Source organism: Saccharobesus litoralis (assembly GCF_003063625.1).
GTDB classification, from domain to species: Bacteria; Pseudomonadota; Gammaproteobacteria; order Enterobacterales; family Alteromonadaceae; genus Saccharobesus; species Saccharobesus litoralis.
The window spans coordinates 5,451,751-5,475,110 of sequence record NZ_CP026604.1 but is presented as its reverse complement, the minus strand read 5'-3'; the positions used below and the strand labels follow the sequence as shown (position 1 = coordinate 5,475,110).

Below are 23,360 nucleotides of genomic sequence, written 5' to 3'. Positions count from 1 at the left end.
AAAAAGCTTAGTCCATGCGTTTAATAGGGACAAGTTTCATTTTGCTGAAAAGTGTGACCCGCTTAACTATCTACATAAATAAGCTTACCTAAGTTAACGTCAGCAACTGATTTAACTTAAGCTGGGCTTAAGTTTATGTGATCCATCGCACATAGGTAAAGTTAAATTACTGTTGTGATTAGATTTTTTTGCCTGCTTGAGGGTTTTATAAAACCCTAGTTTTTTAACGTTTGTAGGGCCGAATTTATGCTGGCGAAACCAGCCCCATGTAGGGCCGGCTTTACGCCGGCGAAAAAATACGCAATGTTAGATTGAGGTGTTCTTTTTTGGACTTTAGCGTTTGGTGGGGGTGAACCCCATTACAGGCTCAACCGTAGACTCAAATCCACAGCCTGCACATGTTTAGTCAAAGCGCCGCTAGAGATGTAATCAACGCCTGTTTGAGCGTAGCTGGCGATGGTGTCTAAGGTAATATCGCCAGACACTTCAATTTTAATTTGCCCGTTGGCAATGGCAACAGCTGCGGCAATTTGCTCTGGGGTGTAGTTGTCGAGCATAACAATATCGGCGCCGGCGGTTAACGCTTGCTGCAATTCATCATTGTTTTCAACTTCGACTTCAACCGGTTTGCCAGGTGCTATGTTATGAGCTTGTTTAACCGCGTTGGCAATTGAGCCGGCCGCGGCAATGTGGTTTTCTTTAATCAGAAATGCGTCAAACAAGCCAATACGGTGATTTTCGCCACCACCGCATTTAACTGCGTATTTTTGCGCTAAACGCAAACCGGGAATGGTTTTACGGGTATCAAGTAGTTTGGTTGACGTATGAGCGATTTTTTCTGCGTAAGTCGCGGTTAAAGTCGCAGTGGCAGATAAGGTTTGTAAAAAGTTCATGGCGGTGCGTTCACCGGTTAATATGTGTTGCGCATTACCTTTAAAATAACAAAGGGTAGAATTTGCCTTAACTTTATCGCCGTCTTTAACTTGCCATTCTACTTCCACCTTAGCACCTAACTGTTTAAAGGTTTCGTTGACCCAAGCAACACCACATACTATACAGTCTTCGCGGGTTATCAACTTGGCTGTGGCCGTATTGTTTGCAGGGATCAGTTGCGCGGTAATATCAAGTTTTGGATCCATTGCACTTAAATCTTCGATAAGAGCTGCTGTTACTTGTGCTTGAATGGTTTGTTGTAGATCCATGATTTTTCCAATACTTGATAATAGGGTGCGGCAAAACGCGCTATTTTAGGTCAGAGGCAAAATTTTTTCGACCAAAAGTTTTAATCTCGGCATTTTATTGGTATAGGTTTTGTTTACTGGATTAGTATTGGCGCAAGGTAAGGGTATCGCCACGTTGGCTAAACTCCAAGCGCTTTAAGGCGCTCATACCAAGCAGTATTTCCTCACCTTGCATGTGTGGGTTAATATTGCCACGTAAGTTACGTAAACGGATTGAACCCAACTCTAGTACGTCAATGCTGGTTTGATAAACGATAGCTTGACCATTAGCAGTATTAACTATGCTTTCAGGCCCATAACGTAAGCCAATACGTTGCGCGACTTTTTCTGGTATCGAAACATGAGTTGCGCCCGTATCTAATAAAAACAGAACCTCTTCATTATTAATCAATCCATTAGCCAAGTAATGGCCAGCGCGATTACGTTTTAATATGACTTGATTGCCTTGTTCAGTGGAAAAACTATCTGGGTTTTGGTTTGGGTTGTACTGTTGGTCAATATAACCTTGGAAAAATTGCATCAAGAGTAGTAAGCCACAGATCCAAGCGGCATAATACATCCACTTGCCGACTTGCTTCGTGGTATCGCGCGGTTGTTGGTTGTCATCAGATTGCATCATTAATTCACTTGCAGCCATTTAATAAAAAGATAAGGCGGTTCAATTGTCTCTATATCTTGTTGAAAATCATATCCTTAAACCCGCCAGTATTAAAGTATCAAACCACTTTAATCCGCGCCCCGATGAGCAGGATATTAGCTTGTTGGTTATTCACAACATCTCGTTACCCGCTGGGCAGTTTGCAACGTCTTACGTTGAAGATTTGTTTTTAGGTCAATTAGATATCGAGGCGCATCCTAGTTTTGTAGATTTGCAAGGGCTTAGAGTATCGGCTCATTTATTTATTCGCCGTGATGGCGAGGTGATCCAGTTTGTGCCTTTTAACCAAAGAGCATGGCACGCAGGTGTTTCCAGTTTTGCAGGGCGAGAAAACTGCAATGACTTCTCGATAGGAATCGAAATGGAGGGCACAGATGATTTAGCTTATACCTCAGAGCAATACTCTGTATTAATTGCCGTAACGGATGCGATACAAAAAGCTTACCCTAAAGTGACTCATGAGCGTATTTGTGGGCATTGCGATATTGCACCAGGGCGCAAAACTGATCCTGGTAAGGCTTTTGATTGGCAGCGCTTTTTAAGCGCACTAGAAAAATAAATATAACTCAGCTTTATTTTTCATAAAGTTTTCAAGCGATTAAATATAACAGCCGTTATACTTGATAAAAATAAGTGTCCATCATGCGATGTGGCACAGACAATAGCAAGTTCATTAAGGATGCAAAATGATACTACTTAGCTTGTTTATCGTTATTCTACTTGAGCGTTCCCATTCATTGCTGGGTATTTGGCACTACACGCATTATTACCAAATGTATGCAGAAAAATTAACCGCCAAAATTAGTTTGGATGACGCCCCAAAAGCTAATCAAAATACTGTGCTGTGGATTTTACTGCCAGTCGCGGCTGTAGCTCTTGTCCAGTCTTGGTTAGGTAATTCCCTATTTGGCTTAACCTTTGCGGTATTCGTGTTATTTGTTTGTTTTGGTTGTCCTCAATATCGTAGCTGTTATAAGCAATATTTAGAAGCGGCTAATCGCGGCGACCTAGAAGCCTGTGATCTTTACGCGAATGAATTAGGTTTACGTCGTTGTCAGCAAGGCATGCCGCAAGAAAGTGTCGGTCAAACCTTAATTTGGTTGAACTATCGTTATTATTTGGCGGTGATTTTTTGGTTTGCTGTGCTTGGCCCATGCGGTGCAGTATTGTATGTTTTTGCTCGGCATTTAGCGGATCAAACCTGTCAAAATGAAAATCAGCAAGCGGTTAGTGAAGTGAGCCAACGTTTTATGTTGGTATTGGATTTTATACCTTCGCGCATTGCAGGGTTCGCCTATTTATTTGTTGGTAATTTTAGCCAAGCGTTAGGCATATGGTTGCAAGACTTAATTAAGCTCGAGATTGGTGCTCGTGAATTTGTGACGCGAGTTGCTGTTGCTGCGGAAGAAGTTGATGCACCAGAGCATGACTGCATTACTGAGCCTTGCTTGTTAGTTAAACTGGCCAAACGAGCTGTGCTATTTAGCGTGGCTTTAATTGCTGTGTTAAATTTGATGGGAATTATTAACTAACCCCCTCCTTGTTGTTGCATCTATTTCTTATTCTTAATTCTTAATTAGTGCCAAATATGATAAAAGGCGGGAGGACACACCCGCCTGAATTATTTTGGTTACTTACTGCCTAAGCATTTTTGCAGATTAATCCTGCAGTGTTTTTCTCATAAAACGTTCATAAAATGATCATCCGATCTGTTGACGAGAAATTTGGCATCGCCAAAATTATCAGCTATAGTATTGCGCATTAAATGGTAATACCAATTACCCGCTTGGCATTGATAGCTAATTATAATTTAAATAAGTCGTGTAAAAACCTTGAGTTTTCAGAGAGTTAAACAGCCAAAGTTGGCTGACGTGATACAAGAGCAACTGGAGTCTATGATTCTGGAAGGTAGCTTATTGCCTGGGCAAAAGTTACCTCCTGAGCGAGAACTTGCGGTGCAATTTGATGTTTCTCGCCCCTCTTTGCGTGAAGCCATTCAAAAACTTGAAGCCAAAGGTTTGGTTACACGTCGTCAAGGCGGTGGTACTTTTGTTAATGAAAACCTACAAAGTAGCCTTTCTGATCCTTTATTTGAATTAATGCTGGCTAAGCCTGAAAGCCAATTTGATTTATTAGAATTTCGCCATGCTTTAGAAGGTATTAGTGCTTATTACGCGGCATTGCGTGGCACCGATGCTGATTTTGAACGCATTAAGCAAAGTTTTGAAGCCATTATCTCCTGCAATGACAGTATGCAATCTGACCAGATTGAAGCCATTTTTGAATTTTTCCTAGCGATTGCTGAAGCGTCGCATAATCTGGTTATCTCTCATCTTGTTAATGCCATGGCGCCTTTGCTCAAACAAAGTATTGAGCGTAATTACCGAATTCTGACGTCCAAGCCGGATGTAGCCCGGCAGGTGAATGAAGATCGTGAGTCTATTATGAATGCGATTATTTCTGGCAACCCGATCCAAGCTAGAAATGCCTCGCATCATCATTTGGCTTATATAGAAGAAACCTTATTGCAGCTAGGTGCTGAAGACACGCGTAACCAACGCATGTTAAGGCGCTTGCAGCAAAACCTTAAATAGTTTGAATGAACAATTCTCAACAGCTGACTAATCAAGTACAGCATGGCTAAGTTTTTTATAAAGCCTTTAAGCTTATTGGAGAACTTAGCTTTGCTGTATCTGATTGAATTGGAAGTTGAGAATTCAACGCATAACAAATAAGGAATACCAGATGTCTGACATCCTTAACAAAGACGTCGATGCAATCGAAACCAATGATTGGATTGAATCGATAGAATCAGTTTTACAAAACGAAGGCCCAGAGCGTGCGCACTTCTTGATTGAGCAATTAATCGAGACGTCTCGTCGTAACGGTGCTCACATGCCATTTGATGCCACTACGGCTTATTCTAATACTATCCCTGTTGGCCAAGAGCCAGCTATGCCAGGTGATCGTGAATTAGAAGCGCGTATTCGTGCGGTTATCCGCTGGAACGCGATGATGATGGTTGTGCGTGCTTCTAAGAAAGATTTAGAGCTAGGCGGCCATATTTCGTCTTTCCAATCGTCAGCTATGTTGTACGATATTGGTTTTAACCACTTTTTCCGTGCTCCAAATGAAAAAGACGGCGGCGACTTAGTTTATTTCCAAGGTCATATCTCACCTGGTATCTATGCGCGTTCTTTCGTTGAAGGTCGTTTATCTGAAGAACAATTAGATAACTTCCGTCAAGAAGCCTTTGCTGATGGCCTATCTTCTTACCCACATCCGAAATTGATGCCTGATTATTGGCAGTTCCCGACGGTATCTATGGGTCTAGGTCCAATGCAAGCTATTTACATGGCTCGCTTCTTGAAGTACTTAACTGATCGTGGTTTAAAAGACTGCTCAGAGCAAACGGTATACTGTTACTTAGGTGATGGTGAGATTGATGAGCCAGAATCATTAGGTGCTATCGGTCTTGCTTCACGTGAAGAGTTAGACAACTTAGTCTTTATCGTTAACTGTAACTTACAGCGTCTTGATGGTCCTGTACGTGGTAACGGTAAAATCATCCAAGAATTAGAAGGCACTTTCCGTGGTGCTGGTTGGGATGTGACTAAAGTCGTTTGGGGTCGTTACTGGGATGCACTTCTTCAGAAAGACACGACTGGCTTACTACAACAGTTAATGGATGAAACCGTTGACGGTGAATACCAAAACTTTAAAGCTAAGGGCGGCGCTTATACGCGTGAGCATTTCTTCGGTAAATACCCAGAGCTTAAAGAAATGGTAGCTAATATGTCTGATGAAGACATTTGGCGTTTAAACCGTGGTGGTCACGATCCACAAAAAGTTTACGCAGCCTACGCTAAAGCGAAAGCGACTAAAGGTCGTCCAAGCGTTATTTTAGCTAAAACCGTTAAAGGTTACGGTATGGGTGATGCAGCTGAAGGTAAGAATATTGCGCACGGCGTTAAGAAGATGGATTTAGATGCAATCCGTCATATGCGTGATCGTTTCAATGTTCCAGTTTCAGATGAAGATTTAGAAAAATTACCATACTACCGCTTCCCTGAAGACAGTGCTGAATACAAGTACATGATGGGTCGTCGTGAAGCACTTGGTGGTGTTATGCCAGTGCGTCGTGAAAATTCTTCAGTTGAACTACAAGTTCCTCAGTTAGACGCTTTCAAGGCGACTACTGACGGTTCTAAAGGTCGTGAAATTTCAACGACTATGGCGTTTGTTCGTGTTTTAACTGCATTGTTAAAAGATAAGCAAATCGGTAAGAACATTGTTCCTATTATTCCTGATGAAGCACGTACTTTCGGTATGGAAGGTTTGTTCCGTCAAGTTGGTATTTACGCTCACGAAGGGCAAAAATACACGCCACAAGATGCTGACCAAGTTGCTTACTATCGTGAAGACAAGAAAGGTCAAGTATTACAAGAAGGTATTAACGAACTCGGTTCAATGGCTTCTTGGGTATCTGCAGCGACTTCATACTCGCATGCTGACTTACCAATGATCCCATTCTACATCTACTACTCAATGTTTGGTTTCCAACGTGTTGGTGACTTAGTTTGGGCGGCAGGTGATTTACAAGCACGTGGTTTCTTAATTGGTGGTACTGCTGGTCGTACAACACTTAACGGTGAAGGTCTACAGCACGAAGATGGTCACTCGCACTTACACTTTGGTACGGTTCCTAACTGTATTACTTATGACCCAACTTATGGTTATGAGATCGCAGTTATCGTTCAAGACGGTATCAAGCGTATGTACCAAGACAACGAGAATATCTTCTACTACCTAACTGTAATGAACGAAAACTACGTTCAATTACCTATGCCTGAAGGCGTAGAAGAAGGTATTAAGAAGGGTATCTACAAGCTTGAAGCGGTTGCGGCTAAGAAGCCTACAGCAAACGTTAACTTATTATCTTCTGGCGTTATTCTTGAGCGTGCGCGTGCAGCTGCACAAATTCTTGCTGAAGATTACGGCATTAGCTCAGACGTTTATTCTGCAACTTCATTCAATGAATTAGCGCGTGACGGTTTAGATTGTGAGCGTTGGAACATGCTTCACCCAGAAGCTGAAGAAAAAGTGCCATATGTAACTGAAGTACTTAAAGATGCTGCGGGTCCAGTTATTGCGGTAACTGACTACATGAAGCAATACGCTGATCAAATCCGTGGTTTTGTACCAACTGATTACCGTGTATTAGGTACTGATGGTTTCGGTCGTTCAGACAGCCGTGAAAACCTACGTACTCACTTCGAAGTTAACGAATACTACATTGTAGTTGCAGCGTTATACGAATTAGCTAAGCGTGGCGAAATTGAGAAGAAAGTCGTTGCGGAAGCAATTGCTAAGTTCAATATCGATGCAGATAAACTTAACCCACTTTACGCGTAATAGGGGAAAGGAATAATGGCAATTAAAGACGTTTTAGTCCCTGATGTGGGCGGTGATGAAGTAGAAGTTATCGAACTTTGTGTCGCTGCTGGCGACACTGTTGAAGCTGAAGATTCACTGATCACTGTTGAAAGCGATAAAGCTTCAATGGATATTCCAGCGCCTTTCGCTGGAACGGTAAAAGAAATTAAAGTAGCAGTTGGCGATAAAGTATCTGAAGGTACTTTAATCGTAACAGTTGAAGATGCATCTGGCGCAGAAGAAGCACCTGCGGCACAAGCGCCAGCGGCTGAAGCACCTGCAGCGGAAGCAGCGCCAGCTCCGGCTGCCGCTCCTGCAGCTAGCGCGACAATCGAAGTCACAGTGCCTGATATCGGTGGCGATACTGATGTTGAAGTTATCGAAGTATTGGTTGCTGTTGGTGACGAAGTTTCTGCAGAAGATGGCCTTATCACGTTAGAAACTGATAAAGCGACTATGGATGTTCCATGTCCTGCTGACGGTGTAGTTAAAGAGCTTAAAATTGCAGTTGGCGACAAAGCTTCTGAAGGTACGCTGGTATGTATTCTTGAGACAGCAGGCGGTGCTGCTGAAGCACCTGCGGCACAAGCACCTACAGCACAAGCACCAGCTGTTGAAGCAGCCCCTGCAGCAGCGGCTCCAGCTGCTGCGAGTGAGTTAGTTGATATCGCTGTTCCGGACATTGGTGAAGATGGTGAAGTTGACGTTATCGAAGTTTTAGTCGCTGTTGGTGATGAAATCGCTGAAGAAGACGGTTTAATTACGTTAGAAACTGATAAAGCGACTATGGACGTACCTTCTTCACACGCCGGTGTGGTAAAAGAGGTTTATGTTAGTACTGGCGATAAAGTTAAAAAAGGCAGCTTAGTTGTTAAAGTTGAAGCTAAAGGTGCAGCGCCTGCTGCGGCTCCAGCTCCAGCGGCAAGTGCGCCAGCACCAGCTGCTCAAGCACCAAGCGCAGCGCCAGCAAAACCTGCGCCTACCGCTAACGTTGAACCAGCTAAACCAAGCAAGAACGTGCATGCTTCTCCATCTGTTCGTCGTACCGCACGCGAATTTGGCGTTGATTTAAGCTTAGTGCCAGCAACCGGTCGTAAAGGTCGTATTCTTAAAGAAGACGTACAAAACTGGGTTAAAGCTGAACTAGCTAAGCCGAAAGCGGCGGCGGGTTCTGCTTCAGGTCCGATCCCTGAAAATGTGCTTGAGATCGTGCCAGTTAAACCAGTTGACCACAGCAAGTTTGGTGAAATTGAAGTTAAAGAACTAGGTCGTATTCAAAAGATCTCTGGTCCTTTCTTACACCGCAACTGGGCGACTATCCCTCACGTTACGCAATTCGACGAAGCGGATATCACAGAATTAGAAGCGTTCCGTAAAGAGCAAAATGCTTACCATGCTAAGAAGCAAACTGGCTTGAAGATCACGCCACTTGTTTTCGTTATGAAAGCAGTAGCCAAAGCGTTAGAGAAATTCCCTAACTTCAACTCTTCTCTTTCAGATGATGGTAACAGCTTAATCCTTAAGAAGTTCATCAATATCGGTATAGCAGTAGCAACACCGGGTGGCTTAGTGGTTCCAGTCATCAAAGATGTCAACAAAAAAGGTATTGAAGAGCTTTCTGAAGAGTTAATTGTAACTTCTAAGAAAGCGCGTGATGGCAAGCTTAAAGCGGCTGATATGCAAGGTGGTACTTTCACTATCTCTAGCTTAGGTGGCATTGGTGGTACTGCATTTACACCAATCGTTAATGCACCAGAAGTTGGTATCTTAGGTGTTTCTAAGTCTGACTTTAAACCTAAGTGGAATGGTAAAGAGTTTGAACCACGCTTAATGGTTCCACTTTCATTATCTTACGATCACCGCGTGATCGATGGTGCTGAAGGTGCTGCATTCTCAACTGAGATTGCCAACAACCTTACTGATTTACGTCGCTTGGTTCTGTAAGTTGCCTTGAGCGCAGCGAAACGCAACATTTGATGGTTCATTGAATGTTGCGGTGTGATTCGCTTCGCTCATGACACCCTACAAATAAAACGAATAGCGGCTACAAATTGTATGAATGGTAAATTAGCTATTCATACAAGAAATGAATAATTAGATTGGGTAGAATTTGGACTATCATTTGTCGTCTACTCAACACAGAAATGGAACATGAGGATCTCATGAGCAATACAGTTAAAACTCAAGTAGTTGTACTAGGTTCTGGCCCTGGTGGTTACTCTGCAGCTTTCCGTGCTGCTGACTTAGGCTTAGACGTTGTACTAGTAGAACGTTTCAGCACTTTAGGTGGTGTTTGTCTAAACGTGGGTTGTATCCCTTCAAAAGCTTTATTACATGTTGCTAAGCACTTAGTTGATGCGCAAAACATGGAACATGAAGGTGTTAAATTCGGTAAGCCTGAAGTTGATATCGACACGTTACGCGCTCACAAAAACAAAGTTATTAGCCAATTAACTGGCGGCTTAGGTGGCATGGCGAAAATGCGTAAAGTTAACGTGGTTAACGGTTACGGTAAATTCACTGGTGCTAACACTTTAGCGGTTGAAGCTGAAGATGGTTCAGTAACAGAAGTGACTTTCGACAACGCGATTATCGCTGCTGGTTCTAAGCCTGTTAAATTACCTTTCATTCCACATGAAGATGCACGTATCTGGGATTCTACAGACGCATTAGAAATGCCATTTATTCCTGAGAACATGCTTATCTTAGGTGGTGGTATCATCGGTTTAGAAATGGGTTCAGTTTACAGTGCTCTAGGCGCTAAAATTGACGTAGTTGAGTTTATGGATCAACTTATCCCAGCTGCTGATAAAGACATCATTAAGTCTTTCACTAAGTCTATTAGCAAGAAGTTCGAAAACATTATGCTAGAGACTAAAGTGATTGCGGTTGAAGCGAAAGAAGATGGTATCTACGTTTCTTTCGAAGGCAAGAAAGCGCCTGCTGAGCCAGTTAAATACGATGCTGTATTAGTAGCTGTTGGCCGTACGCCAAACGGTGGTTTAATTGACGCTGATAAAGCCGGTGTTGAAGTAACTGATCGTGGTTTCATTAACGTTGATAACCAGTTACGCACTAACGTACCACATATCTTCGCTATCGGTGACTTAGTCGGTCAACCTATGTTAGCGCACAAAGCGGTACACGAAGCACACGTAGCTGCTGAAGTTATTGCTGGTAAGAAGCACTTCTTCGAGCCAAAAGTTATCCCATCAATTGCTTACACTGATCCAGAAGTCGCATGGGCGGGTTTAACTGAAAAAGAAGCAAAAGAGCAAGGTATCAAGTACGAAACTGCTATCTTCCCTTGGGCTGCTTCTGGTCGTGCGATTGCGTCAAATGCAACTGACGGTTTCACTAAATTAATCTTCGATAAAGAAAACGACAGATTATTAGGTGGTGCTATGGTTGGTAGCAATGCTGGTGAGCTACTAGGTGAAATCTGTTTAGGTATCGAAATGGGTGCTGATGCAGAAGACTTAGCCTTAACTATCCACGCTCACCCAACACTTCACGAGTCAGTTGGTTTAGCGGCAGAGGTTTATGAAGGTTCTATCACTGACCTACCAAATGCTAAAGCTAAGAAAAAATAAGTTTTAGTTAAAAAATTTGAAAACCCGCACTAGCTTGCTATTGCGGGTTTTTTTATGCCAATTTGTTAGCAAATGTGTACGTCAGTTTTGAGGCTAAGGCTAATTAGCTGTATTATCGCGCCATATTCCTTAATTGCTGCATAGTGGCATTGTAGTCTGCTATTTAGTGAAAAATTATATTTTGATTTGGTCCCGAAATGAGTGGCGTAGAAATTTGTAAACAAGTACGTTTTTGGAAGCTTAGCTTATTGATTTTAGCTTTTGTTGGCTTGATAAATACAGCTTATATCATTTTTGATTTAATCCAAGAGCATAAAGCTTTTCAAGTATCAACCCGCCTAAAGGTACAAGAGCAAACCGTTGCCGCCGCCAAAGAAATTGGCGAAAACCTCGCGGTTATTATGCGTAGCGTTGACGATTTTGCTGACGATATTACGCAGTTAGAAAACAAAGCCTACGCCCATGCATTACTCAAACATAAGTTTGAGAATGACCACAACTTATATTCTTTAAATGTTACTTTTGAGCCTTATTGGCTCGATGCTGATGTTGAGTATGTCAGCCCTTATTACGAGCGCTTAACCGGACCAACGCAGTTTTTCAATTTAACCGATTATGATCAACGTGAAGTAGAATTTAGTTGGTTTTATCGACCTATGGAAGAAGGGCCTATTTGGACAGAGCCTTATTATGAGCCGAAAAATGATGTCTTGATGACGACTTATTCCGTGCCTTTTTATGCGTCGACAGAGGCGCGCGAACAAGGAAAGTTACCTATTGGTGTTGTACCGTCGGATATTGGTCTTGATCATTTAACTACGGCGCTAAAAACCTTGAAGTTAGGCATGAGTGGCTACGGTATGATCTTCTCGCAAGATCAGAATTTAATATCACACCCAATATTTAGCTATGTACGCGATGCTGAAACCTATCAGTCTTTAGCTGAAAAGCCTGAGTTTTCATTTTTACCCAAAATTAGCCAATGTTTAGACGCTGATACGTTTTACCGTTTTTACAATGGTGAAACTATGAATCGTGACGAAGACTTTGCCGCTTGTACTAAGATCCCTTACACCAACTGGACGTTGATCACATTAATGTCGGCAGACATGTTTGAGGTTAATCGTGACGTTTTGCGTCAAGATTATATGAAAGCCTTGGCGTGGGGAATTTTCACCTTACTGGTTTTTGTGGTGGCGGTTACAGGAGCTAATCGTTTAAAAGATTTGAGTTGGCACTTCACTATAATGGCCTCGTTATTACTGACTGTTGGTACTGTTAGTATTTGGGTGTTGGCACGCAGTTATTACGCTATTGATGTCGAAAATTCCGTATCAATTGCTAATGTAGCGCAGCGCGAAGCGTTTAAAGAAAGCTACACCCATAAATCAAAAGACTTGCATTTGGATGATCCTATTTTTGTTCCGACTGGCATGATGATTGAGTCGTTAGAGTTTATTACCGCAAACAACGTACAAATTACAGGGCATATTTGGCAAAAGTTTTTGCCAGAGTGGCAGGGCATAGTCCAGCAGAAAATTGTATTCCCAGAGGCGATAGAGTCTAAAATTGAAGAGGCTTATCGTCGTAAATCGAAATTAGGTGAGCAACTAGTGGGATGGCGCTTTAATGTGGTCGTTCGTCAGTCATTTGACTATAGCAAATACCCGTTTGATCATAAAAATGTTTGGATCCGTTTATGGCCAGGGCAATTTGCCGGCAATGTTGTGTTGGTGCCTGATTTAGAGTCATACGAGCAACTGAGCCCAGTCACAAATCCGGCGATTGTGGAAGATATAGTGCTCAATGAGTGGCAGTTAAAAGAGAGCCAATACAAGTATATTTTCCATCATTACAATGGCAACTTTGGTGATAATGCCAACCAAACTCAAGATGCATTACCTGAGCTTTATTACAACATTAATATTGAACGGGCGTTTATTAGCCCATTTGTTACCACGTTATTGCCTGTAGTTGTGATTGTCGGATTACTGTTTGCCGCGGTGATCAGCATGGCCTATTCGCAATATGATGAATATCGTAACAATGCCACAGCCATTATTTTTACTATTTTGCTTGCCCATTACAGTATCCGTGAGCGCCTTTCTATTTCAGAAGTGGTGTACTTTGAGTTCTTCTATTTCTTGCTGTACATCATTATTTCGGTGTTTCTGGTGATAGGTCATCAATTTTATAAAGCGAAAGCAGAAGGTGAGCAGAACCTGTTTACTTATGATAATAATAAAATATCTTGTCTTTGGTATTGGCCTATTATTACTGGTGCTATATTTATCATGACAATGATCACATATTATTAAAATCAAAAGACAAACAAGATGTTAAAAGAATTCTCGTTAGATCCTCGCTTACAAGCCGATTGTTTTACAGTCGCTGAATTAGAATTGAGTAAGCTGTTATTGTTGGATAACAGTCAGGTGCCTTGGTTAATTTTAGTGCCTAAGGTTGCGGATGTTGCGGAGATCACGGATCTCAATCCAAATCAGCAAACTCAGTTGTTGGCAGAAATTAATCTAGTTTCATCGGTTGTACAAGATGCCTTTAGCCCAGATAAACTCAATGTCGCAGCAATTGGTAACGTAGTTAATCAGTTGCATGTGCACATTATTGGCCGTTATCACACCGATCCTGTTTGGCCGTCGCCTGTATGGGGTAATTTACAAGATGAGCCCTATCATGAAGATGAACTGGCTATTCGATTAAATACCATCCGCTCAGCTCTAGTCGCGTCATAAGTTTAAAATTAGGAGTTGATTGCATTACCCCGTTTTATATCTTGGCTATAGCTTATCACTCAAGGTTATGACGGGTATCACCTTAAGTTTTTCAACACTAGGCTGCAAAAACACTACCTATCCCTTATACTTTGAAAAATTTTTTGTGTCGGTAGTGTTAGCTGCTTGTCACGCACACAAATTGAGCAGAATTTTTATTCACTGTGATAACGCCCAGCTCTTAAAAATGCTTATCACGTGAACCAATAAAGATTTATTATCATTATTATTCGCCCGGAGATTATTCTATGAGTCTATATCAAGAATATATGGCTGAAATCGAGACCCGTAAAACGGAACTTGGTTTAAACCCTAAGCCGATTGATAGCGCTGAATTGCTATCTGAAATTATTGCCCAAATTAAAGATACAGCTAACGAGTATCGTCAAGACTCGTTGAAATTCTTTATTTACAATACGCTTCCAGGTACAACAAGTGCTGCGGGCGTTAAAGCTGCTTTCTTAAAAGACATCATTTTAGGTAAAGAAGTAGTTGCTGAAATTTCAGTTGAGTTTGCATTTGAATTGCTTTCTCACATGAAAGGTGGTCCTTCAATCGAAGTATTACTTGATTTAGTTATCGACGGCACAGACGCAGACATCGCTAAGCAAGCTGCTGAAGTTTTAAAAACTCAAGTCTTCTTATACGAAGCAGACACTGACAGATTAAAAGCAGCTTTCGAAAAAGGTTGCCCAATCTGTAAAGACATCTTAGAAAGCTTCGCTCAAGCTGAATTCTTCACTAAGCTGCCAGAAGTTCAAGAAAAAATTGAAGTTGTTACATACATCGCAGGTGTAGGTGATATCTCAACTGACTTATTATCACCTGGTCACCAGTCACACTCTCGTGCAGACCGTGAATTACATGGCCAATGTATGATCACACCTGAAGCGCAACAAGAAATCGTTGCCTTACAGAAGAAGCACCCTAACGCGAAAGTTATGCTTATCGCTGAAAAAGGCACTATGGGTGTTGGTTCATCACGTATGTCTGGTGTTAACAACGTTGCATTATGGGCGGGTAAACAAGCTTCTCCATATGTTCCATTCATCAACATCGCTCCTGTTGTTGCCGGTACTAACGGTATCGCGCCAATCTTCTTAACTACCGTTGATGTAACTGGTGGTATTGGTCTTGACCTTAAAAACTGGGTTAAGAAAACCGACGAAGCGGGTAATGTTGTTACTGATGCTAACGGCGACCCAGTATTAGAAGAAGCATACTCAGTTGAGACGGGTACTGTTTTAACTATCGATACTAAAGCTAAGAAGTTATACAAAGGCGACGAAGAGTTAGTTGACGTTGCTGCTGCATTTACTCCACAAAAGCTTGAGTTCATGAAAGCAGGTGGTTCTTACGCGGTTGTATTCGGTAAGAAATTACAAACATTTGCTGCTGAAACTTTGGGTGTTGAAGCACCAGTGGTTTACGCACCATCTAAAGAAATTTCACACGAAGGTCAAGGTTTAACCGCAGTTGAGAAAATCTTCAACAATAACGCTGTAGGTGTTGCTTCAGACACGCCTTTACACGCAGGTTCTAACGTTCGTGTAAAAGTTAACATCGTTGGTTCACAGGACACGACTGGTCCTATGACTGCCCAAGAGTTAGAAGCTATGGCGGCTTCTACTATTTCTCCTTCGGTTGACGGTGCATACCAATCAGGTTGTCACACTGCGTCAGTATGGGATGCTAAAGCACAAGCTAACATTCCTAAGTTAATGGCATTCATGAATAAGTTCGGTCTTATCACTGCTCGTGACCCGAAAGGTGTTTACCACTCAATGACTGACGTTATTCACAAAGTATTGAATGACATCACAGTTGATGACCGCGCTATCATTATCGGTGGTGACTCACATACGCGTATGTCTAAAGGTGTCGCATTCGGTGCTGACTCTGGTACGGTTGCAACTGCACTTGCAACTGGTGAAGCTGCTATGCCAATCCCTGATTCAGTTAAAGTTACCTTTAAAGGTAAAATGGCTGATCACATGGACTTCCGTGATATCGTACATGCAACTCAAGCTCAAATGCTTAAGCAGTTTGGCGGTGAGAACGTATTCCAAGGTCGCGTAATTGAAGTTCACATTGGTACTTTATTAGCAGACCAAGCGTTCACGTTCACTGACTGGACAGCTGAAATGAAAGCTAAAGCGTCTGTTTGTATTTCAAACGATGCTACATTAATCGAGTCTATCGAGTTGGCTAAGAGCCGTATCCAAATCATGATCGACAAGGGTATGGATAACGAAGCAGGCATGTTAGCCGGCTTAATTAAGTTAGCTGACGAGCGTATTGCTGGTATCAAGTCTGGTGAGCAACCAGCATTGGCACCAGATGACAACGCTAAGTACTACGCAGAAGTTGTGGTTGACTTAGACGCTATCACTGAGCCAATGATTGCTGACCCTGATGTAAACAACGAAGATATTTCTAAGCGTTACACGCACGATGTTATTCGCCCTGTTTCATACTACGATGGTCGTCCAGTAGATTTAGGTTTCGTTGGTTCTTGTATGGTTCACAAAGGTGACATGCAAATCATCGCGCAAATGTTCCGTAACTTAGAAAAGCAAAACGGTTCTATCGAATTCAAAGCACCATTAGTTGTTGCGCCACCAACATACAACATTGTTGATGAGTTAAAAGCTGAAGGTGACTGGGAGATTTTAGAGAAGTACTCAGGTTTCGTATTTGACGACGAAAACCCGAAAGGTGCTGCGCGTAAGACTTACGAAAACATCTTATACTTAGAACGCCCAGGCTGTAACTTATGTATGGGTAACCAAGAAAAAGCGGAACCAGGTGACACTGTATTAGCGACTTCAACTCGTCTTTTCCAAGGTCGTGTTGTAGCTGACTCTGCAGAGAAGAAAGGTGAATCTTTACTTGGTTCAACGCCATTAGTTGTTCTTTCTACCGTATTAGGTCGTTTCCCAACGACTGAAGAATACAAAGCTGCAGTAGAAGGCATCGACTTAACTAAGTTCGAGCCACCTAAAGAAGCGATGACAACTAAGTTTGGTCAAGCTATTCCAGCTCAGCGTGTATAAGCTTGATTTGAAAAACAGTTTATAATTTTCTGTTTTGATAAAGTTTAAATCCCCATCGTTTGTTAAACGATGGGGATTTTTTATTTGTGCTACTTTGTTTTTATCCCCAGCTTTATTCCCCCAACCTTTATGCGCTAAATGTCGCAAAGCAATATCGCGAAGATCATTCATTTTTATTCAGGCGTGATCGAGCTTATTGGCCCAAAGCGTTAGCTTGTCTTGTAAATCTTTCGCGTTAAGCGGTTTGGTTAAATAGTCATTCATACCGGCATTTAGGCACTTTTCTTTATCGCCTTTCATAGCATTGGCTGTTAGTGCAATGATGATGACATTTTTATTGGCGTCACCAGCTTTTCCTAATCTAATGGCTTGTGTTGCTTCGTAGCCGTCCATTTCTGGCATTTGGCAATCCATAAGTATCAATGTGTAGCTGTTATGCTCAATTGCCTTGATTGCCTCGACGCCATTTTCCACAGTATCACAATCTAGTTCTAAGTTTTGCAGCATGGCTTGCACCACAGATTGGTTAACGAAGTTATCTTCTACTAACAGTAAACGTAAATTTTGCGGCCAAGTGTACTGTGTTGTAATGCAGTCTGGTGGTGTGTCTAATTCACTATTATTAGAGGAGTTTAGTGTGGTGTTGAAGGAGATGTTAACGGACGCTTTCAAGTTTGAATTTAATACGATAGATAAGGCATCGAATAAATCAGATGGTGTAGCGGGTTTAGAAAAGTGAGCATCAAATCCCATTGCAGCATAATGGCTAGTATCTCCTTGATTTAGTATTGGGGTCATGAGCACCAATTTTAAATCATCTAAATTAGGGTTTTGTTTTAGTAACTTACCGAGTTCAGCGCCGTCGATATTGGGCATCTGCAAATTGATAAAGGCGACTTGAAACCCTTGTTCGTGGGCAACAATATCTAAACAGGCTTGGGCGCTATTAGCCTGTGTTACTTTTGCTCCCCACGCTTCGAGTTGTTTAGCTATAGCGCCTCGACTGGTATCGTGATCGTCTACCACTAAAATGGAAACAAGGTTAAAGTCAGTATTCGGGCTTTGAATTTTAGAGTTGGCGCTTTTTTCTAATGGTATGCTGAAGGTAAATTGACTGCCTTGGCCTACTTGGCTTGTTACCGAAATATCGCCGCCCATTAATTGACATAGCTGTTTTACAATTGATAAGCCTAACCCTGTTCCGCCATATTTGCGCGTGGTTGAAGCGTCAACTTGTGTAAATGAAGAAAATATACTGGATTGTTTTTGGCTATCTATACCGATACCCGTATCAGACACACAGCATTTGAAAATAAAGCTTTGCGCTGTTTCCTTAATGACTTCTGCGCGGATGACAATTTCACCTTGCTCGGTAAATTTGATGGCGTTGCCCACTAAGTTATTTAATATTTGGCGCAGTCGCCCTTGATCGCCTTTTACTATGGGGTGACGGATCTCTTGTATATCTAATACTAATTCGATGCCTTTTGCTTGCACTCGTTCCGCTATCGTATCGGTAAATTCTCCTATGACGATCACTAAGTTAAAATCGCTTTGCTCTAGCTCTAATTTACCCGCTTCTATTTTAGAAAAATCGAGAATATCGTTAATGATCGTCAGCAGAGACTGAGCACTATTTTGTGCCAGGGTCGCAAAGCGAGTTTGTTCTGGCTGTAAGTCAGTTTGTAGAATTAAGCTTAGCATGCCAAGTATGCCATTCATTGGTGTACGTATTTCATGGCTCATACTGGCTAAAAACTCAGATTTGAACCGAGTCGACTCTTGAGCTTGAATCAATGCATGTTCTAGCTCTAATTGTAAGGTTTTCTGTTGAGTAATATCTTCTATTGAAACAAAAAATCCATTGATTTCCCCACTAGGATCTTTATCTGGTATGTAACTAAAATGAGCGATCCTTTGTTGAGCATTTTTGTCAGTAACATTGGTTTGAAAATGCGTAGCCTGACCGCTTAAGACTTGTTGTATTTGAGGTTGCAGGCTTTGATAGTTCGCTTCTCCTATACAATTACGCACAGATTTACCGACAAATTTGCCGTCTTGTGTCTTAAACCACTGGGGGTAATTAACATTAACAAATTGATACGTTTCATTTTTATCTATGTACGAGAGTAAAAATGGAACCGCATTTGTGATGCCATCTATGTACTTACGCGCTTGCGCTAACTCGTAGGCTTGCTCTTTTTGCTTTTGCATTAAATCAAACAAAATACCAATAAAAATAGAAAGGTAGGCGAGTGCTTTAAGCCCATGTGCAATATTAAAGTGGTTGTCGAATAACGCAGAACTGCCAAATGCCATGTGCAGTTGAGTAACCACTTCAGGCACGATACTGAGCATAAGGGCAAACTTAATATTGGATGGCTCTGTTCGATACCATAGTACGAATAAACCACCACCAATAATAAATAGCACTAGGGGCAGAACATCATAAGGGCGGGTAATCAGCGCATCTTTAAACATGGTTTGCGGCAAGTTTTCATTGTTAGCCGCTAACGTGACTGCGCTATAAGCAACAATGAAAAACAGAGCACTAATCAAGAATAATGACAGCCAACCATGGTTATTGAGATTCGTTCGAGATTGGCGCTTGAGTATGTATAAGCTGATAACCGTGCCGGTAATGATAATACAGGCATTAAAGATACGAGATAAAGCCCAAGTGAAAGGAATAAAATCTGTGTTTGGTGCTTTAGCTTCAATGATCCGTGTCGCGGCTAATGTATGAAATGCATCGACAAATCCTGCGCTTAAAATTGCCATGCCTAAAATGGGCACAGTGACATCGCGATTTTCTTTATAATGGATTAAAGACGCTATTGCAGTCATACAGGCTATAGTGACCGCTGTCCACTCCAATAATGTATGATGTAAAGCGCCGGCTATTGAATAAAAAATACGATCTGTGGTGATCTGAGATTGATCGTTAGGTAACGAATGTGAATAGGAAGCAAAGTCGACCCCGAGAGTATTAAGTAAAGCTGGTAGTGTGCAGATGAATACAGCGATGCAAGCTATCCATTGTTTAGTAGATAACTTAATAGCAAGAGGGTGCATAGTGACTGTTAGTTAAGGTTTAGTCTCTATAATTTAGTTGATAGATCCCTAATTTTCCATAGAGAACAAAAACTTAAGGGGAAAATAAGCAAGCAAGTCTTGCATTAGCGTTTCCCCTTTTTACCGTGGGTTGGAGCCCTAACTGAATCCTGTGTATTTTCTTGTTTCTATTCAATACAATCGATTAGACTGCGGGTTTGGTTTGTCCATTGGCGTATTTTTTGTTCTAACTTGGCTTCATCGATTGGCTTAGTTAGGTAGTCATCCATACCGGCTTGGATACATTTATCTTTGTCGCCTTTCATGGCATTCGCGGTTAGCGCAATAATGGCTACTGCCGCATTTTTATCACCTGCTTGCCCAGCTCTAATGGCTCGAGTGGCTTCATAACCATCCATTTCAGGCATTTGGCAGTCCATGAGTAGTAAGGTATATGGTCTATCTTGCGGAGCTTGTTTAAGCGCATCCAATGCTTCTAATCCGTTGTTGACTATGTCACAAGTGAGATCCATGGTTTGCAATAACGCTTCCGCTACAGTTTGGTTAATGACGTTATCTTCAACTAATAAAATACGTAAATGTTCTGGCCATTTACTGGTTGTTGGTTTGTTAGTTTCAGTCGTTAAATTTGTGTCTAATCTGTATTTAGCGATAGGGTTGCGATTGGGCTCTGTTTCCATCAGTGACAAAGTGTTTTGTAGATTAGCTATGGTAATAGGCTTGCGGAAGTAAGCGTCGAACCCGATATTGGAGATAAGTTGATCATCTCCTCGACTTGCCATGGATTTCATCATGACGAGTTTAAGGCTTTGCCATTGATGATTTTGTCGTATTTTTTTGCCTAGCTCTAAACCGTCCATTGTTGACATATGCATATCAATGAAGGCGACTTGTATGCTTGGACTCATTGATAGTTGCTGTAAGGCGCTTGTCGCATCGTCAGCTTGGCTGACTTTCGCCCCCCATAACGTTAATTGCTTGGCCATTACTTGGCGACTTGTTTGATTATCATCAACAATCAATATGTGGCTGTTGCTAATATCAACCTTAGGTTGGCTTATGGCTTGTTCTTCGCCTTTGGCTATTTCAATGGTAAATGTAAAACAACTGCCTTTACCTTGTTCACTCGACACTTCAATAGTGCCTTGCATTAAGTGGCAAAGTTGCTTAACGATAGATAGCCCTAAACCTGTACCGCCGTACTTGCGTGTTGTCGATGCATCAACCTGAGTAAATGACGAGAAAATGGCTTGCTGTTGCTTTTCGCTAATGCCTATACCTGTGTCGGTGACAGAGCAAGTTAAATTGTAATAGCCTTGTTTGCTATCGGTTAATTCAGCTCGAATAACCACTTCGCCCTGTTCGGTAAACTTGATGGCGTTACCGACTAAATTTGTCAGGATTTGTCTTATTCTACCGGGATCACCACACACCATAGATTGCTCAATTTGGGTGACATCGACAATCAACTCAAGCCCTTTGGAATGAGCGCGCTCGGCAATGGCTTCGGCAAAATCCCCAATCAAACCACGTAGATTAAAATCGAGCAGTTCAAGTTCCATTTTACCCGCTTCAATTTTTGAAAAGTCGAGAATGTCATTAATAATATTGAGCAATGATTCGGCACTTGTTTTGGCTAGATTCGCATAGTGGTGCTGCTCAGGCTCCAGTTTACTTTGTAAGATTAAACTGAGCATACCCAAAACCCCATTCATCGGGGTGCGTATTTCATGACTCATACTGGCTAAAAACTCAGATTTTAGCTTAGTTGACTCTTGGGCTTTTTCTAATGCTTGTTCGCGTTCAATTTGTAAGGTTTTTTGCGCGGTAATATCGGTATTAGTACCGATAATGCGGGTAAAGCGGCCATGCTCATTGGAGAAAAGTTTAGCGTGCGCTTCAATAAAGTGAATTTCTTTATTGGGCCAAATAATACGGAACTCGACATTAAAATCTTTGCCAACCTTGATACAGCGGAATAGCTCTTTACGCACTTTGTCTATATCGTCAGGGTGCATGGCTTTTTCCCAGACTTTATATGCATCAACATTTTGACTTGAGTTTAAGCCAAATAGTGAATACATGCGCTCATCCCATAGTAGCTCTTGCGTCTCTAAGTTGTAATCCCATACGCCTATGTTGGGGGCTGCTAATGCAAAGTCTAAGCGCCAAGATAAATCCTTTAAGCGAGATTCATTGCTTTTACTTTCTGTTATGTCTTCTACCGTGACAAAAAAACCACTTACTTCGCCGTTATCTTGTAGGTCTGGCGTATAGTTAATGTGCACGTCGCGCCGTAAATTATGTTTGTCTACAATAAAGCTATCAAAGCTGACGGCTTCACCACTTAATACTTTATTGATCGGTGCTTCCAGCCGACGATACATATTATTGCCGATACTTTGTTGCACAGTATTACCAATAAAACGATGAGCTCGGTTGCCAAACCATTTCGGATAATTAGCATTGGTGAATTGATAGACTTGGTTATGGTCAATATATGACAACAAGAAAGGCACAGAGTTGGTGATACCATCAATGTATTTATGGGCTTCGGCCAGTTTAGCGGCTTGTTCTTTTTGTTTGCCGATCAAGTCTAAAATAATGCCGATTAAAATGGATAGGTAGGCCACTATTTTCAAACCGTGGGCAATATTAAAGTGGCTGTCAAATAAAGTAGATGAACCAAATGCCATATGCAATTGGGTTACGATAGCCGGAATAATACTCAGCATTAGCGCAAATTTAATATTCGACTTTTCTTTTTTATACCAAAGCCAAAAAAACCAACCGCATAAAGAAAATATGATTAATGGGATAATATCGAGCGGGCGGGTTAATAGAGCATCTTGATAAATTTGTTCGCTGCTTAAATTGAGGTCGGCGGTAAATGAAATCGTTAAATAAGACGCTAAACAAAACGTCAGGCTAATGCCAGACATGGTCAACCAGTTATTTAATGATGCTTTGTATTTAGCTTGCTGCTGAAAAAGCCAATAACTTATTATGGCACCCACTAGCATAACACTAGCATTAAATATGCGAGAAACTGTCCAGTTAAACGGGATAACGTCAACATTACTCGATTGTGAGCCAATAACTTGCATGGCTGTAAAAATATAGAAACCGTCAACGAAACTCGTACAGAGTAAAGCCATGCCGATGATGGGGACGGTTACATCGCGATTTTCTTTGTAATGTATCAGTGAGGCTAGGGCTGTAATCGATGCGATAGTGACTGCGGTCCACTCTAGCATGACATGATAAAGCGATGTGGTTAACGAAGAATAAACACCCGCTACATTGGTCTGTACAAAATCAGCATTGGGCGCACTAAATGAAGAAAAGTCAGCGCCGAACAGTGTTAATAAACTCGGCAGTAAGCAAATGCTCACGGCAATGAGAATGAGTTTTTTATTAGCAGAAATTGGCAAGCTCATGAATTTATTAGTGTTATATTTTTGAAAACATTATTCGCTACATATTGCCGCATAGTCTACCATTTTTAT

The 23,360-nt window shown here is 41.6% G+C and carries 13 protein-coding genes; 9 read left to right on the top strand and 4 right to left on the bottom strand.

Features of this window, described 5'->3' with window-relative positions:
* Positions 1-359: 359 nt before the first annotated feature.
* Together nadC and C2869_RS20955 are read right to left on the bottom strand one after the other, a co-directional pair.
* Entirely contained in the window at positions 360-1,202 is an 843-nt protein-coding gene (gene nadC / locus C2869_RS20960; protein ID WP_108604764.1) for a carboxylating nicotinate-nucleotide diphosphorylase, read from the bottom strand.
* A gap of 121 nt (positions 1,203-1,323) precedes the next feature.
* Positions 1,324-1,860, bottom strand: coding sequence for a retropepsin-like aspartic protease family protein (locus C2869_RS20955; RefSeq protein ID WP_228710719.1), 537 nt, complete (start codon positions 1,858-1,860; stop codon positions 1,324-1,326).
* A 43-nt stretch (positions 1,861-1,903) separates the two neighbouring features.
* Here C2869_RS20955 and ampD point away from each other — a divergent pair, with 43 nt between their 5' ends.
* From ampD to C2869_RS20910, 9 genes are all read left to right on the top strand, one after another.
* Positions 1,904-2,458 (top strand): 1,6-anhydro-N-acetylmuramyl-L-alanine amidase AmpD, encoded by a 555-nt coding sequence (gene ampD / locus C2869_RS20950; RefSeq protein ID WP_228710718.1) that lies wholly within the window; start codon positions 1,904-1,906, stop codon positions 2,456-2,458.
* Between the two features lie 127 nt (positions 2,459-2,585).
* Positions 2,586-3,431, top strand: coding sequence for a beta-lactamase regulator AmpE (ampE, locus tag C2869_RS20945; protein ID WP_108604763.1), 846 nt, complete (start codon positions 2,586-2,588; stop codon positions 3,429-3,431).
* A gap of 300 nt (positions 3,432-3,731) precedes the next feature.
* Positions 3,732-4,493, top strand: a complete 762-nt coding sequence (pdhR, locus tag C2869_RS20940; RefSeq protein ID WP_108604762.1) for a pyruvate dehydrogenase complex transcriptional repressor PdhR — start codon at positions 3,732-3,734, stop codon at positions 4,491-4,493.
* 151 nt (positions 4,494-4,644) lie between these two features.
* Positions 4,645-7,314 (top strand): pyruvate dehydrogenase (acetyl-transferring), homodimeric type, encoded by a 2,670-nt coding sequence (gene aceE / locus C2869_RS20935; protein WP_108604761.1) that lies wholly within the window; start codon positions 4,645-4,647, stop codon positions 7,312-7,314.
* A 12-nt stretch (positions 7,315-7,326) separates the two neighbouring features.
* On the top strand, positions 7,327-9,279 hold the full coding sequence (gene aceF, locus C2869_RS20930) for a pyruvate dehydrogenase complex dihydrolipoyllysine-residue acetyltransferase (protein WP_108604760.1): 1,953 nt from the start codon (positions 7,327-7,329) through the stop codon (positions 9,277-9,279).
* 218 nt (positions 9,280-9,497) lie between these two features.
* On the top strand, positions 9,498-10,928 hold the full coding sequence (gene lpdA, locus C2869_RS20925; protein ID WP_108604759.1) for a dihydrolipoyl dehydrogenase: 1,431 nt from the start codon (positions 9,498-9,500) through the stop codon (positions 10,926-10,928).
* Positions 10,929-11,125: 197 nt separating this feature from the next.
* Positions 11,126-13,246 (top strand): PDC sensor domain-containing protein, encoded by a 2,121-nt coding sequence (locus C2869_RS20920; RefSeq protein ID WP_108604758.1) that lies wholly within the window; start codon positions 11,126-11,128, stop codon positions 13,244-13,246.
* Between the two features lie 18 nt (positions 13,247-13,264).
* Positions 13,265-13,681, top strand: a complete 417-nt coding sequence (locus C2869_RS20915) for an HIT domain-containing protein (protein WP_108604757.1) — start codon at positions 13,265-13,267, stop codon at positions 13,679-13,681.
* A gap of 287 nt (positions 13,682-13,968) precedes the next feature.
* Complete coding sequence (locus C2869_RS20910; protein WP_108604756.1) at positions 13,969-16,776, top strand: bifunctional aconitate hydratase 2/2-methylisocitrate dehydratase; 2,808 nt, start codon at positions 13,969-13,971, stop codon at positions 16,774-16,776.
* A gap of 177 nt (positions 16,777-16,953) precedes the next feature.
* Here C2869_RS20910 and C2869_RS20905 read toward each other — a convergent pair whose 3' ends face one another.
* Together C2869_RS20905 and C2869_RS20900 are read right to left on the bottom strand one after the other, a co-directional pair.
* Positions 16,954-19,851: a response regulator gene (locus C2869_RS20905; protein ID WP_108604755.1), complete on the bottom strand. Its 2,898-nt coding sequence runs from the start codon at positions 19,849-19,851 to the stop codon at positions 16,954-16,956.
* A gap of 167 nt (positions 19,852-20,018) precedes the next feature.
* Positions 20,019-23,291 carry a response regulator gene (locus C2869_RS20900; RefSeq protein WP_108604754.1) on the bottom strand — a complete coding sequence of 1,091 codons (3,273 nt, stop codon included), beginning with the start codon at positions 23,289-23,291 and terminating at the stop codon, positions 20,019-20,021.
* Positions 23,292-23,360 lie beyond the last annotated feature (69 nt).

Bases quoted from the DNA above. Each gene is read 5' to 3' on its own strand.
- nadC (WP_108604764.1), bottom strand. From the start codon at position 1,202: ATGGATCTACAACAAACCATTCAAGCACAAGTAACAGCAGCTCTTATC.
- C2869_RS20955 (WP_228710719.1), bottom strand. From the start codon at position 1,860: ATGATGCAATCTGATGACAACCAACAACCGCGCGATACCACGAAGCAA.
- ampE (WP_108604763.1), top strand. From the start codon at position 2,586: ATGATACTACTTAGCTTGTTTATCGTTATTCTACTTGAGCGTTCCCAT.
- aceE (WP_108604761.1), top strand. From the start codon at position 4,645: ATGTCTGACATCCTTAACAAAGACGTCGATGCAATCGAAACCAATGAT.
- lpdA (WP_108604759.1), top strand. From the start codon at position 9,498: ATGAGCAATACAGTTAAAACTCAAGTAGTTGTACTAGGTTCTGGCCCT.
- C2869_RS20920 (WP_108604758.1), top strand. From the start codon at position 11,126: ATGAGTGGCGTAGAAATTTGTAAACAAGTACGTTTTTGGAAGCTTAGC.
- C2869_RS20915 (WP_108604757.1), top strand. From the start codon at position 13,265: ATGTTAAAAGAATTCTCGTTAGATCCTCGCTTACAAGCCGATTGTTTT.
- C2869_RS20910 (WP_108604756.1), top strand. From the start codon at position 13,969: ATGAGTCTATATCAAGAATATATGGCTGAAATCGAGACCCGTAAAACG.
- C2869_RS20905 (WP_108604755.1), bottom strand. From the start codon at position 19,851: ATGCACCCTCTTGCTATTAAGTTATCTACTAAACAATGGATAGCTTGC.
- C2869_RS20900 (WP_108604754.1), bottom strand. From the start codon at position 23,291: ATGAGCTTGCCAATTTCTGCTAATAAAAAACTCATTCTCATTGCCGTG.